Annotated in this window: 14 protein-coding genes; 6 read left to right on the top strand and 8 right to left on the bottom strand. The window is 65.8% G+C overall.

The genetic code is table 11. The annotated features are described in order from the left end of the window. Nucleotides 1-153 precede the first annotated feature (153 nt). The 3 genes from ACE10Z_RS01840 to ACE10Z_RS01830 form a co-directional block, all read right to left on the bottom strand. Nucleotides 154-1,464, bottom strand: coding sequence for an HlyC/CorC family transporter (locus tag ACE10Z_RS01840; protein WP_223972130.1), 1,311 nt, complete (start codon nucleotides 1,462-1,464; stop codon nucleotides 154-156). Nucleotides 1,465-1,581: 117 nt separating this feature from the next. Beyond that, nucleotides 1,582-2,724: a 3-dehydroquinate synthase gene (gene aroB / locus ACE10Z_RS01835; RefSeq protein ID WP_375786426.1), complete on the bottom strand. Its 1,143-nt coding sequence runs from the start codon at nucleotides 2,722-2,724 to the stop codon at nucleotides 1,582-1,584. Continuing rightward, nucleotides 2,721-3,353 (bottom strand): shikimate kinase, encoded by a 633-nt coding sequence (locus ACE10Z_RS01830; RefSeq protein ID WP_375786425.1) that lies wholly within the window; start codon nucleotides 3,351-3,353, stop codon nucleotides 2,721-2,723. The genes aroB and ACE10Z_RS01830 overlap by 4 nt, the downstream gene beginning before the upstream one ends. Before the next feature lie 145 nt (nucleotides 3,354-3,498). On the opposite strand from ACE10Z_RS01830, the gene ACE10Z_RS01825 reads away from it, so the two are divergent. From ACE10Z_RS01825 to ACE10Z_RS01805, 5 genes are all read left to right on the top strand, one after another. Further along, nucleotides 3,499-3,645 (top strand): hypothetical protein, encoded by a 147-nt coding sequence (locus tag ACE10Z_RS01825; protein WP_050405944.1) that lies wholly within the window; start codon nucleotides 3,499-3,501, stop codon nucleotides 3,643-3,645. A gap of 16 nt (nucleotides 3,646-3,661) precedes the next feature. Next, on the top strand, nucleotides 3,662-4,645 hold the full coding sequence (xerD, locus tag ACE10Z_RS01820; RefSeq protein WP_375786424.1) for a site-specific tyrosine recombinase XerD: 984 nt from the start codon (nucleotides 3,662-3,664) through the stop codon (nucleotides 4,643-4,645). A 324-nt stretch (nucleotides 4,646-4,969) separates the two neighbouring features. Next, on the top strand, nucleotides 4,970-5,932 hold the full coding sequence (locus ACE10Z_RS01815) for an acetyl-CoA carboxylase carboxyltransferase subunit alpha (RefSeq protein ID WP_375786423.1): 963 nt from the start codon (nucleotides 4,970-4,972) through the stop codon (nucleotides 5,930-5,932). Between the two features lie 229 nt (nucleotides 5,933-6,161). Continuing rightward, entirely contained in the window at nucleotides 6,162-7,655 is a 1,494-nt protein-coding gene (locus tag ACE10Z_RS01810) for a L,D-transpeptidase family protein (protein WP_375786422.1), read from the top strand. Between the two features lie 204 nt (nucleotides 7,656-7,859). After that, complete coding sequence (locus ACE10Z_RS01805) at nucleotides 7,860-8,255, top strand: nuclear transport factor 2 family protein (RefSeq protein ID WP_375786421.1); 396 nt, start codon at nucleotides 7,860-7,862, stop codon at nucleotides 8,253-8,255. Nucleotides 8,256-8,289: 34 nt separating this feature from the next. Here the strand turns inward: ACE10Z_RS01805 and ACE10Z_RS01800 are convergent, their stop codons facing one another. Both ACE10Z_RS01800 and ACE10Z_RS01795 read right to left on the bottom strand, forming a co-directional pair. After that, complete coding sequence (locus ACE10Z_RS01800) at nucleotides 8,290-8,481, bottom strand: hypothetical protein (RefSeq protein WP_375790072.1); 192 nt, start codon at nucleotides 8,479-8,481, stop codon at nucleotides 8,290-8,292. A gap of 146 nt (nucleotides 8,482-8,627) precedes the next feature. Continuing rightward, entirely contained in the window at nucleotides 8,628-8,906 is a 279-nt protein-coding gene (locus ACE10Z_RS01795) for a metal/formaldehyde-sensitive transcriptional repressor (protein WP_375786420.1), read from the bottom strand. A gap of 61 nt (nucleotides 8,907-8,967) precedes the next feature. Here ACE10Z_RS01795 and ACE10Z_RS01790 point away from each other — a divergent pair, with 61 nt between their 5' ends. Next, the gene (locus ACE10Z_RS01790) at nucleotides 8,968-9,945 is read left to right on the top strand and encodes a hypothetical protein (RefSeq protein ID WP_375786419.1); all 978 of its coding nucleotides are present in this window, start codon (nucleotides 8,968-8,970) and stop codon (nucleotides 9,943-9,945) included. 5 nt (nucleotides 9,946-9,950) lie between these two features. Here the strand turns inward: ACE10Z_RS01790 and ACE10Z_RS01785 are convergent, their stop codons facing one another. From ACE10Z_RS01785 to ACE10Z_RS01775, 3 genes are read right to left on the bottom strand one after another with little or no spacing between them, the layout of a single operon-like run. Further along, nucleotides 9,951-10,652, bottom strand: a complete 702-nt coding sequence (locus ACE10Z_RS01785; RefSeq protein ID WP_375786418.1) for an ABC transporter ATP-binding protein — start codon at nucleotides 10,650-10,652, stop codon at nucleotides 9,951-9,953. Continuing rightward, nucleotides 10,645-11,379, bottom strand: coding sequence for an ABC transporter ATP-binding protein (locus ACE10Z_RS01780; protein ID WP_375786417.1), 735 nt, complete (start codon nucleotides 11,377-11,379; stop codon nucleotides 10,645-10,647). The genes ACE10Z_RS01785 and ACE10Z_RS01780 overlap by 8 nt, the downstream gene beginning before the upstream one ends. Continuing rightward, complete coding sequence (locus ACE10Z_RS01775) at nucleotides 11,366-12,478, bottom strand: branched-chain amino acid ABC transporter permease (protein ID WP_375786416.1); 1,113 nt, start codon at nucleotides 12,476-12,478, stop codon at nucleotides 11,366-11,368. The genes ACE10Z_RS01780 and ACE10Z_RS01775 overlap by 14 nt, the downstream gene beginning before the upstream one ends. Nucleotides 12,479-12,483 lie beyond the last annotated feature (5 nt).

Raw genomic sequence — 12,483 nt, 5'->3', positions numbered from 1 at the left:
GCGGGTGATCCAGTATCCCAGAGACCGCGGTGCTTGAGCCGAGAGGTCGCGGCGTACTGGATCGCCCGGTCAAGCCGGGCGATGACAGCGGTGGACGAGGATATAGCCTCACATCCTCTCAGGGTGACGGTGCATGCAGACTGCCTACGCGAACTAGAACGCCGTCCCCGCCCGCTTCGGCTTCTTCTCGTCGAGCTCGGCCGCCTCGCGCGGGACGGCGACGATGCGCAGCGCGGTGATGCGATTGCGCTCGCGGCGGAGCACGCGGAAGCGGAAGCCGTGGAAGGTGAAGCTCTGGCCGCGATCGGGAATCGACCGCGCCTCGTGGATCACGAGGCCGGCAACCGTGGTCGCCTCCTCGTCCGGCAGGCGCCAGTCCATCGCGCGGTTGAGGTCGCGGATCGGCACCGAGCCGTCGACCACGACCGAGCCGTCCGGCTGGGCACGCACGCCGGCGACGACGACATCGTGCTCGTCGGAGATGTCGCCGACGATCTCCTCCAGGATGTCCTCCAGCGTCACCATGCCTTCGACCTCGCCATACTCGTCGACCACGAGGGCGAAGTGGGTCTTGCGGCGGCGGAACGCCTTCAGCTGTTCGGAGACCGGGCGCATCTCCGGCACGAACCACGGCGGCAGCGCGATCGCGGAGGCGTCGATCGCGGACATGTCGCCCTCATTGGCGCGCATCGCCCGCAGCAGGTCCTTGGCGTGGAGCACGCCGACGATGTTCTCCGGCTTCTCGCGCCACAGCGGGATGCGGGTGTATTCGCTGGCCAGCACCTCGCGCACCAGCTCCTCGGGCGGCAGGTCGGCGTTGACCATGGTCATCTCGGTGCGGTGGACCATGACGTCGGAGACCTGCAGCTCACTGAGGTCCAGCAACCCGCCGAGCATGTCGCGGTCCTGCTTCTCGACCTTGCCCTCGTGATGCAGCAGATCGACCGCGCCGCGCAGGCGTTCGGTCGGCGACAGGATGGCCTGATGCGCGCCGATCTTGATGCCAAGCAGCCGCATCAGGGCGCGGACGATCCCTTCGATGATGGTGAGAAGCGGGCCGAGCACGAACACCGTCAGCCGCATCGGCCGGGCCACCAGCAGCGACACCCGGTCCGGCGCGTTGATGGCGACGGTCTTGGGCAGCACTTCCGCGAAGATCACCACCAGCACCGTCATCACGCCGGTGGCATAGAGCACGCCGACATCGCCGAACCAGGCGGTGAAGATGCCGGTGGCGAGCGCGGAGGCGCCGATATTGGCGATATTGTTGCCGAGCAGCAGCGCGCCGATCATCCGCTCGCGCATCGCCATCAGGCTCGAGACCACCGTGGCGTCGCTGTTGCCCTGCTTGGACAGCCGCAGCATGCTGGCGCGCGAGGCACCGGTCAGCGCCGTCTCACTCGCCGAGAAGAAGGCGGAGACGAGCAGACAGAGCAGCACGATCGAGAAGGTCAACCATCCCACTGGCTTGATCCGTGGCTAGAGCATGATCCGGAAAAGTGTGTAGCGGTTTTCCGAAAAGATCATGCTCAAATCAAAGAGATAGAGCGGCATGACGATCCGAAGGAGAGTCATCCCGCTCTAGGCCTTCAGCTTGGCTTGCAGGAAGTCGCGCACCGGCTGAGGCTCGACATTGTTGGCAATCACGGCGCGGCCGACCGCCTCCAGCAGGATGAAGGTGAGCTTGCCGCGCTTGACCTTCTTGTCCTGCGCCATCAGCGCCAACAGAGCGTCGGCATCGGCAAGCCCTTCCTGCGTGAAGCCTGCGATATCCTGCAGGCGCGTCGGCAATCCTACCGCGGAAAGATGACGCGCGATGCGGGCCGCATCGTCAGATGAAATCATGCCGAGCTGCGCCGAGAATTCAGCGGCGAGCACCATGCCGACCGCGACGCCCTCGCCGTGGAACAGGCGGTCGGAGAAGCCGGTCGCGGCTTCCAGCGCATGGCCGAAGGTGTGGCCGAGATTAAGCAGCGCGCGCTCGCCGGTCTCGCGCTCGTCGCGGGAAACGACACCGGCCTTGGCGCGGCAGGAGGTTGCGATCGCGTGCTCGCGCCCCGCGCCGCCCGAGAAGATGTCGGCGTGGTTCTTTTCGAGCCAGGCGAAGAACGCCTCGTCACCGAGGATGCCGTATTTGGCGACCTCGGCGTAGCCGGCGCGGAACTGGCGCGGCGACAGCGTGTCGAGCACCGAGGTATCGGCGATGACCAGCACCGGCTGGTGGAACGCGCCGATCAGGTTCTTGCCCTGCGGCGAGTTGATGCCGGTCTTGCCGCCGACCGAAGAATCGACCTGCGCCAGCAGCGAGGTCGGCACCTGCACGAAATCGACGCCGCGGCGCAGGATCGCAGCCGCGAAGCCGGCGAGATCGCCGACCACGCCGCCGCCGAGCGCGATCACCAGATCGTTGCGCTCGATCTTCGCCGCGATCAGCGCCTCGCTGACCTGCGTCAGCGTGGCGTAGCCCTTCGAGCCCTCGCCCTCCTCGACGACGATCCGCGATGTCGGCACGCCTGCGGCCGCCAGCGACGCTTCGGCCGGCTCCAGCCAATGTTTCGCGACGGTGCGGTCGGTGACGATGGCGGTGCGCACGCCGGGCCGCAGCGCCGCGACGCGTTCGCCCAGCGAGGCCAGCACGTCGCGGCCGATGACGATGTCATAGGCACGGTCGCCGAGCGCGACGTCGACGGTAACGGAGGCGGAGTGTTTCAAGGGCGCAGTCATGGGGTCGCGTTCAATCCATCAGCTGGTGGCTCGTCGGCCGGACGCACGCCGCACAGATGCGCGTGCAGGGCCTCGAGGCATTCGTCGACGATGCGGTCGTGCGGCACGTCGCGCGAGGCGATCGTCAGATCGGCGTTCTGGTAGACCGGCTCGCGCTCGCTGAGCAGCCGGTTGACGGTCGCCTCGGGGTCGGCGGTCTGCAGCAGCGGGCGGTCGGCGCGGCGGCGGACCCGGCGCATGATGATATCACTGTCGGCCTTGAGCCAGATTGAAACGGCGCGGTCGCGGATCTTGTTGCGGGTCTCCTCGCGCATGAAGGCGCCGCCGCCGGTCGCCAGCACGACCGAGCCGCCGTCGAGGATGCGGGCGATCACCCGCGCCTCGCCGTCTCGGAAATAAGGCTCGCCATATTCCTGGAAGATTTCCGGAATCGTCATCCGGTGAGCCGTCTCGATCTCGGTGTCGGCGTCGGTGAATGGCAATTGCAGCCGCGTCGCGATCCGCCGGCCGATCGTCGACTTGCCCGCCCCCATCATGCCGACCAGCACGATCGACCGCGTCCCCAGCGCGGCCGTGATATCGGCCTCCAGGGTCGGGTGGGTGGGCGCCGGGACGGCTGCGTCGGACATCAAAAAGCTCGGATATTGGGACGATTTGTTCAGAATTCGAGCCACCTATACTACCCCCGGCGATACCGTTACCAGCGACTCTTGCAACCGCGCGGGGAACATGTTGGATGATTTCATTGGTTAATTCGCCGCCTGAGTCGCCTCCATGCCCAGCCTGTTCCGCTTCCTGACGGTCGTCGCCGTGATTTTCGGGATCGGCTACGGCATCGTCTTCGCGCTGGCGAATTTCGTGCACCCGAAACCGCGGGAAATGAGCGTGACCATCCCACCGGATAAGTTCCTCAAGAAATAGGCGCTATGATTCTGGCATGCCCGCTGCTGCCAAAGCTCCCGCCAAGCCCAAAACCAAGTCCTCCGACGCCAAGCTGACCGCGTTGTTCCTCGACATGCTCGCCGCGGAACAGGGCGCAGGCCGCAACACGCTCGACGCCTACCGGCGCGACCTCACCGATTTCTCCGACTACCTCGCCCACGCTGGCGCCGATTTCACCAGCGCCGACACCGAAGCGTTGCGCGGCTATCTCGCCGATCTCGATACCAGAGGCTTCAAGTCGACGAGCGTGGCGCGACGGCTGTCGGCAATGCGGCATCTCTACCGCTTCCTGCTCAACGAACGGGTCCGCGGCGACGATCCGGCCGCGATCCTGTCCGGCCCGAAGCGCGGCCGCGGCCTGCCCAAGGTACTGTCGATCGCGGACGTCGACCGCATGCTGACCCGCGCCAAGGAGCTGACCCAGACCGACGTCTCGCCGGCGCAGCGGCTGCGCGCGCTGCGGCTGTACTGCCTGCTCGAGGTGCTCTACGCCACCGGCCTGCGCGTCTCCGAGCTGGTGTCGCTGCCGGTCTCCGCGGCGCGGCGCGACGCGCGGATGATCGTGGTGCGCGGCAAGGGCAACAAGGAGCGGCTGGTGCCGCTGAACGACGCCTCGCGCCAGGCGATGGCGGATTACCTCGCCGCGCTGGAGGTGATGCAGCCGAAGGCGAAGAAGGCCGCGCCGTCGAAGTGGTTGTTTCCGTCCTCCGGCGAGAGCGGCCATTTGACCCGGCAGCATTTCGCCCGCGACCTGAAGGAGCTCGCGGCCGCCTCCGGCCTGGCGCCGCGGCTGGTCTCCCCGCACGTGCTGCGCCACGCCTTCGCCAGCCACCTGCTGCACAATGGCGCGGACCTGCGCATCGTGCAGACCCTGCTCGGCCACACCGACATCTCCACCACCCAGATCTACACCCATGTGGTCGAGGAGCGGCTGAAGAGCCTGGTCCGCGACCTGCATCCGCTGGCGGAGAAATCGTAGCGGCCCGTAGCCCGGATGCAGCGCAAGCGAAATCCGGGGTAGGTATTTCCGCGGATATAGCTTCCCCGGATTACGCTTCCGCCTTCGCTCTTCGAGCTACGGCGGACAAGTCGCTTCATCCCGGTTACAAGCGTCGGAGACCTCGATACCTTCACCTGATCCACCTTGACTTCCGCTGCGTCTCCGCAGAAAGAGCGTCACCTGCCTGCGTCCCGAAGCGTGCATTCCACCCGAATGCGCGTTAACCGATTGAAGTTACAAAACTTCTCTTGCCACCGCCAAAACCGCTTCGCCCCTCGCATTGTTCCTCCCTATATTGAGTTGATGCCCGACCCGATGCGCAGCTATCTCGACTTCGAAAAACCCGTCGCCGAGCTTGAATCCAAGATCGACGAGTTGCGTGCGCTTGCCGCGAGCGGCAGCGACATCGGCGACGAGGTCGCGCGGATCGAGGACAAGGCGGCGCAGGCCCTCACCGACCTCTATGCCAATCTGACGCCGTGGCAGAAGACGCTGGTGGCGCGGCATCCGCAGCGGCCGCACTTCACCGATTTCATCGGCAGCCTGATCACCGAATTCACCCCGATGGCCGGCGACCGCAAATTCGCCGACGACGAGGCCCTGATCGGCGGCTTCGGCCGCTTCCGCGGCGAGAGCATCTGCGTGGTCGGTCAGGAGAAGGGCGCCACCACCGACAGCCGCATCAAGCACAATTTCGGCATGGCGCGCCCCGAGGGCTACCGCAAGGCAGTGCGCCTGATGGAGATGGCCGACCGGTTCGGCGTTCCGGTGCTGTCGATCGTCGATTCCGCCGGCGCCTATCCCGGCATCGGCGCCGAGGAGCGCGGCCAGGCCGAGGCGATCGCGCGCTCGATCGACGCCTGCCTGTCGCTCGGCGTGCCCAATGTCGCGATCGTCACCGGCGAAGGCATGTCGGGCGGCGCCATCGCGATCACCACGGCCAACCGCGTGCTGATGATGGAGCACGCGATCTACAGCGTGATCTCGCCGGAAGCGGCGTCCTCGATCCTGTGGCGCGACGGCACCAAGGCCCAGGAAGCAGCCAACAGCATGAAGATCACCGCCCAGGACATGCTGCGCTTCGGCGTGATCGACCAGATCCTGAAAGAACCCTCCGGCGGCGCTCATCGCGACCCCGCCGCGATGATCGCGACCACGGGCGACGCCATCGCCCAGGCGTTCAACGACCTACGAAATCTTGATCCGGACGCGATTCGCAAGCAGCGGCGCCAGAAGTTCCTGGATATCGGCCGCAAGCTGGGTTGAGGCGCCCGAACCGCCGGATTTTTCAACCAAATCGGTCGATTTTGCCGCAATTGGGCCCCGAGCCGGGTCTTTAACGTTCCTTGAACCATGCCTGCTACCGTGAGCGGTGTCAGCCTTCGTTCAGGTTGCGAGCAGGGGGCGTCGAAGGCTAATATTTTACACAATGGCTTCAGGGCATATTCGCCGTGTTGGGGTCGCGAAAATCGCCCGGTGGGTGTGGAGCTCGGACTTGACTCATCGCACGCTCGTACGCGCGCTTCTGACTTCGGCGGTCCTCGCCGCGGGTGTCATGCTCGCCGGCTGTGACAGCGACCAGATCTCGCTCGCCCAGAACGCCAAGGCCAACCAGCCGGTCCCGCCAAAGCTCGTCGCTGCCATGACCGAGAAGGACATGGACATGCAGTCGCCGATCCTGGTGCGGCTGTTCAAGCAGGAGGCCGAGCTCGAGGTCTGGAAGCAGACCCGCTCCGGCCAGTTCGCGCTGCTCAAGACCTATCCGATCTGCCGCTGGTCGGGCGATCTCGGCCCGAAGGTCCGCGAGGGTGACCGCCAGGCGCCCGAAGGATTCTACTCGATCAACCCGAGCCAGATGAATCCGCAGTCGGCCTACTATTTGTCGTTCAACACCGGCTACCCCAACGCGTTCGACAAGTCGCTCGGCCGCACCGGCTCGGAGCTGATGGTGCACGGCGACTGCTCGTCGCGCGGCTGCTACGCGATGACCGACGAGCAGATCGCGGAAATCTATTCGCTCGGCCGCGAGTCGTTCTTCGGTGGCCAGAAGGCCTTCCAGTTTCAGGCCTATCCGTTCCGGATGACGCCGGTGAACATGGCCAAGCACCGCAACAACCCGAACATGCCTTTCTGGAAGATGATCAAGGAAGGCAACGATCATTTCGAGGTGACGAAGCAGGAGCCGAAGGTCGACTTCTGCGAGAAGAAATACGTCTTCGACGCGGTGAAGCCGCCTGACGCTGTGCGCGATCCGGTGTTCAATGCATCGGCGAAGTGCCCGGCCTATGTGATCCCCGAGGAGATCGCGAGCGCCGTGCGCGGGAAGGAGCAGCGCGACGACGCCGAGATGGCCAAATTGGCCGCGAAGGGTACGCCCGTGGCGCGCCTCAACACCGGCATCGACGGCGGCATGAATGCGATCTTCGCCTCGAAGATTCCTGAAGGAAACACCGGTCTGTCCGAAGGCGGCGACAGCCAGGCGCTGGCATCGATGGCGCTGGCGCGCGCGCCCGGCACGATCCCCGGCACGGTCAATCCGCCGCGGCCCAATCTCGCGGTCCAGCGGGAAGAGCCTGTCGTGGCGACGACGTCGTCGACCTCGGTCGCGACACCGTCGTCGACCACGTCGCCGGCCAGCACCCGGGTTGCTTCGGCGAACGCGTCCGACAAATCCGAAGGTTTCTTCTCGAGCTTTGCCCGCAAGGTCGGCATCGGTGACGCCACCGCCGACGCCAGCAAGCCGGCCGCGTCGCAGCCCGCTCCGGCCGCCGCCGCGCCGGCCAAGCCGAAGGTCGCCGAGGCCAAGCCGCAATCGGTGCTGCGCGTCGCCCCGAAGGCGGAGCCGAAGCAGGCTGCCAAGCCTGCACCGAAGCCGCAGGTGACCAACGCCGCCGCAGCGCCGGCCGCGCCAGCGTCGACCCAGCTCGCCGGCTCCGCGCCGGTCGTGCAGACAAACTCGTTCGACACCCGCTTCTCCGCGGTGAAGTAGGCGGGGGCGCGACCGCGCACAGACAGGTCGCCGCCGCGAGTCGCAATACTGCTGTAGCGCAAACAATCTCCAACCGTCGTCCTGGCGAAAGCCAGGACGACGATGAGGATGGCAATCGTAGCCCCCTTCGCCGCCACATTCCCCTTGCCAATCACGCGTCGACGGTCGTCAGATCAGCACACGGGGCAAAGCCGGGAGATTGCGATGGACGATCGAGCCATACGCACGGCGCTGGAGCGCCATTGGGAGGCTTCGGACGCGAGCGATTTCGAGCGCGAGCATGAGATCTATCGCGAGGATGCGGTGCTCGATTATCCGCAATCGGGCGAGCGGATCCGCGGCCGGCGCAACATTCAGCAGAGCCGGACGGTGCAGCCGAACACGAAGCGCTTCACGATCCAGCGCATGATCGGCGGCGGCGACCTCTGGGTCACCGAATTCGTGCTGACCTATGACGGCATCCCGTCCTACACGGTGAGTATCATGGAATTCCGCGACGGACAGGTCGTCCACGAAACGCAGTACTTCGCCGACCGGTTTGAGCCGTCGCCCTCGCGCGCGCACCTTGTCGAACACGTCGGCGAGACGCCGTCGCGTTGATCAACAAGACTTACGCCGCACCGGCTGGTGACGGTTACATGCCGTGGCTTTCGAAGACCTTCCTGCAGCTTCGGCTCAGACTGGCGCGTTTCATCTGAAGGCAGCTCTGCACGGCGCCGTCATTGCCGAGGTCCTTGCGGCAGAAACGCTGCGCGTCGCGCGAGCACGCACTCTGTTCCTCTTTGGTGCCGGAATGCTGAGCCAATACGGCACCGCTGCTCATCATCGCGGCGACACCGAAAGCGGCGATCGAAAGATAGCGCATCGATGAATCCTCCCGCTGGCTAACGGCAGGCGGCGCCCTTCGTTCCTGGGAACCAGGGTCGTCACTTACCCGGCTTTGGCTTGCTGGAGCCCTTGCCGGCTATCGCCTCACTTGAGGTAGGTGCGGACGACATCGATCAGGTCCGCCGCGCCCTGCGCCTTCTCGGGGTCTTTCTCTTGCGCGGGATCGACGACGTGATGACGGATATGATCTTCGAGCAGCTCGGCGGTCAGCCCGTTCACCGCGCCGCGCACCGAGGCGACCAGCATCAGCACGTCGGCACAGCCGAGCTCGGATTCGAGCGCACGCTCGACCGCCTCGATCTGCCCTTTGATGCGCCTGACCCGGCCCATGAGCTTGGACTTGTGCTTGATGGTGTGCGACATGGATTGTAATATAGGGGGGTACCCTATATTGATCAAGCGACAGTTTACTCCAGGCAGGGCGATGTCGAGCAGGCCGAAAACTCTCCGCAGAGGCGCGCTCCTGATCGCGCCGCTGCTGTGGACGCAGGCGGCGCACGCGCATGGCATCGCCGGCAACCGTTACTTCGCCGGCACGATGACATTTGACGACCCCGCCGTCGCAGATGAGCTCATCCTGCCCAATTTCAGCTACCTCGATCATCCCGCACAGGGCAGCAATGTCGCCGAGAACCGCATCAATGGGGCCTTTGCCCGGCTGTTGACGCCGACGCTCGCGTTCACCGTCGACAGCTCATGGCTGCACCAGAACTGGCCGACCGGCCGCACGTCAGGTTTCGACAAGACCAATATCGGACTCAAATATGAGGCTTACCGCGACAACCGCCACGAAGCGCTGATGTCGGTCAGCCTCGCCTGGGGGATCGGCCACTCCGGTGCCGTCGCGGTCGGCGCCGACGCGCCCGACACGATCCAGCCCGGCATCTTCTTCGGCAAAGGGTTTGGCGATCTCCCGGACTCGGTATCATGGCTGCGCCCGTTTGCCGTCACAGGCGCGGTCGTCGGCGAGGTACCGGTCGGCACGGGAGGCCGGGCACTGGCACCCAATGCGCTGACAGGCCGGTTTGACACCGTCCTCTCGCCCGCGGTCGAGACGCTGCACTGGGGCTTCTCGATCCAATACAGCACGCTGTATCTGACTAAGCGATTCGACGGCGGACCGCCGAAAGACGAGCCGTTGAATCAATTGGTGCCGCTGGTTGAGTTACAGTTCGACAGCCCGCGCGGCCAGGCGACCGCGGCGACCGCAAATCCCGGCTTTGCATATGTGGCGGTGACCTGGCAGGTGGCCGCCGAAGCGATCATCCCGCTGAACCGCGCCGGCGGTACCGGACCGGGCTTCCGGGCCCAACTGCTGCTCTTCCTCGATGACCTTGTGCCGTCGCTGTTCGGGAAGCCGCTGTTGAGCGACCGGCCCGAGCGCAGCCAGATTGCGTGGTAGGCGCGCTACGGCGCCAGATACCGCAGCAGTTCCGGATCGTTGCGTACCTCGCCTGCTGCGCCCTGCAGCGCGACGCGGCCGCGGTCCAGCACATAGGCGTAGTCGGCGACGCGCAGCGCGAGGTCGAGATGCTGCTCGACGATCACGACCGAGATGCTCTTGGCAAGCTCGATCAGCCGCTCGGTGATCTCCTCGATCACGCCGATCCAGACGCCTTCGGTCGGCTCGTCCAGCAGCAGCAGCTTCGGATTGCCGAGCATGGCGCGGCCGATCGCCAGCATCTTGCGCTCGCCGCCGGACAGCGTGCCGGCCGGCTGGTCGAGGCGCTGGCCGAGCTTCGGGAAGATCGCCAGCACGCGATCGACCGCCCGCGCATCGGAATTGGTCAGCGAGCCGACGGCGAGGTTGTCGCGCACCGACAGGCGGGCAAACACCGAATGCTCCTGCGGCACGTAGCCGATGCCGGAGCGCACCCGCTCCTCGGTGCGGCGCCGCGTGATGTCGCGGCCGTCGAAGTGCAGCTCGCCCTGCGAGCTTGCGAGCTCGCCGACGATGGTCTTCATCAGCGTGGTCTTGCCGGCGCCGTTGCGGCCGAGCACGGCGACGCCGCCGCGCCAGGGAATGCCGATGTTGACATCGAACAGGACCTGGCTGCGGCCATAACCGGCATCGAGATGCCGGATATCGAGGAAGGACTGGTCAGGCACGGCGAAGATAAATCTCCTGGACGCTCTTGTTGGCCTGGATTTCCGCGACCGTCCCCGACGCCAGCACCTTGCCCTGGTCGAGCACGGTGAGGCGGTCGCAGATGTCGCGGATGAAATCGAGGTCGTGTTCGACGATGACGAGCGAGCAATGCTGCTTGATCGGCTGCAACAGCTCGCCGGTGACACGGCGCTCCTCGAGGCTCATGCCGCCGGTCGGCTCGTCCAGCAGCAACAGCCGCGGCTTGCCGGCGAGCGCCATCGCGATCTCGAGCCATTGCTGCTGGCCGTGCGACAGCGCCGCTGCGGCGTCATGTGCGCGATCGGCGAGACGGAACTGGGTCAGCATCGTCATCACCTGATCGTGCAGCCTGTTGCGGGTGCGCGACAGCACGAGATCGAACAGCGACGAATGCGCCTGCAGCGCCAGCAGGATGTTGTCGTACAGCGTCAGCGTCGGCAGCACCGAGGTGATCTGGAATTTCAGGCTCATGCCGGCGCGGGCGCGCTCGGTCGGCGTGAATGCCGTGATGTCGGTGTTGACGAAGGAAACCTTTCCTGTGGTCGGCACCTCGGCGCCGGCGACGCATTTCATCAGCGTGCTCTTGCCCGAGCCGTTGGGGCCGATCAGGCCATGAAACTCGTTCTCGCCGACGGTCAGCGCCGCACCGTCGAGCGCGGTGAGCTTGCCGAACACCTTGCTGATGCCTGACGCCTCAAGGAGCGGCATGACCGGTCTCCTTTGGCTTTGGCGCCTTGTTCGGTCCCTTGCCGAAGCTACCGACCCGCTCGCGCTCGCCGAGCACGAAGGAGACCAGCCCGAGCGGGCGGAACATGATCACGAGCAGCAGCAGCACGCCGAGGATGATCGGCCAGACGTCGCGGTAATTGTCCGACAGCCAGAAGCTGACACCTTCGATGATCACGGTGCCGATCACGGCGCCGATCAGCGTGCCGGAGCCGCCGAACAACACGTAGAGCACGACCTGGGTCGAGAACACGACGCCCAGCATGTTGGGCCAGACGAATCCTTCGTGGAAGGCATAGAGGCTGCCGGCGAGGCCGGCGATGGTGCCGCCGACCGCGAAGATGATCGCCTTCAGGTGCTGCGCCTTGTAGCCGAAGAAGGCGATGCGCTGCTCGTTCTCGCGCAGGCCGGCGAGCGCGAGGCCAAATTGCGAGCGGACCAGGAAGCGGCACAGCAGATAGACCACCACGAGGATGCCGAGCACCATGTAGTAGTAGACCGGCCCCTCCTCGAACTCGTAGCCGCCGAGCGTGAGCGGCGGGATCGACGGGATGCCGTTCTGGCCGCCGAGATAGTACCAGCCGCGCGCCAGCCGGTCGGCGGCATAGGAGCCGGTCAGGGTGCCGAGCGAGACGAAGATCACGCTCGAGGGATAGCGCCCGAGCAGCAGGAAACCGCCGAGCAGCAGCGCCGCAGTGAGGCCGATCAGCATGCCGGCGGGCAGGATCAGAAGGATCGAGGTGACGTTGAGATCGCGCGCGAGCAACGCCACGCCGTAGCCGGCGGCGCCGAAGAACAACGCCTGGCCGAAGCTCATGATGCCGGCATAGCCCCACACCAGGTCGAACGACAGCGCGAACAGCGCGAGGATCACCACGCGGGTGGCGAACACCGTGAGATAATCCTGCAGCACCCATGGCAGGACCAGTGCGATCAAGAGCACCAGCCCTTCCACGATCGGCAGGACCTTCCACCCTGCCGATGCCTGTCCCGCCGGCGCGCTCGCGGCCGGTGCGTCCTCGCGCGTCACGACATCCGGTCCCTCACCGATGCGTGCGACGGCCTGCTCTGCTCCACCCATTGATT

The sequence above is a fragment of the Bradyrhizobium sp. Pha-3 genome (genome assembly GCF_042258615.1).
Taxonomy (GTDB): domain Bacteria; phylum Pseudomonadota; class Alphaproteobacteria; order Rhizobiales; family Xanthobacteraceae; genus Bradyrhizobium.
This window is presented reverse-complemented; position numbering and strand designations above follow the sequence as displayed.

Bases quoted from the DNA above. Each gene is read 5' to 3' on its own strand.
- aroB (WP_375786426.1), bottom strand. From the start codon at position 2,724: ATGACTGCGCCCTTGAAACACTCCGCCTCCGTTACCGTCGACGTCGCG.
- ACE10Z_RS01830 (WP_375786425.1), bottom strand. From the start codon at position 3,353: ATGTCCGACGCAGCCGTCCCGGCGCCCACCCACCCGACCCTGGAGGCC.
- ACE10Z_RS01825 (WP_050405944.1), top strand. From the start codon at position 3,499: ATGCCCAGCCTGTTCCGCTTCCTGACGGTCGTCGCCGTGATTTTCGGG.
- xerD (WP_375786424.1), top strand. From the start codon at position 3,662: ATGCCCGCTGCTGCCAAAGCTCCCGCCAAGCCCAAAACCAAGTCCTCC.
- ACE10Z_RS01815 (WP_375786423.1), top strand. From the start codon at position 4,970: ATGCCCGACCCGATGCGCAGCTATCTCGACTTCGAAAAACCCGTCGCC.
- ACE10Z_RS01805 (WP_375786421.1), top strand. From the start codon at position 7,860: ATGGACGATCGAGCCATACGCACGGCGCTGGAGCGCCATTGGGAGGCT.
- ACE10Z_RS01800 (WP_375790072.1), bottom strand. From the start codon at position 8,481: ATGATGAGCAGCGGTGCCGTATTGGCTCAGCATTCCGGCACCAAAGAG.
- ACE10Z_RS01795 (WP_375786420.1), bottom strand. From the start codon at position 8,906: ATGTCGCACACCATCAAGCACAAGTCCAAGCTCATGGGCCGGGTCAGG.
- ACE10Z_RS01790 (WP_375786419.1), top strand. From the start codon at position 8,968: ATGTCGAGCAGGCCGAAAACTCTCCGCAGAGGCGCGCTCCTGATCGCG.
- ACE10Z_RS01780 (WP_375786417.1), bottom strand. From the start codon at position 11,379: ATGCCGCTCCTTGAGGCGTCAGGCATCAGCAAGGTGTTCGGCAAGCTC.
- ACE10Z_RS01775 (WP_375786416.1), bottom strand. From the start codon at position 12,478: ATGGGTGGAGCAGAGCAGGCCGTCGCACGCATCGGTGAGGGACCGGAT.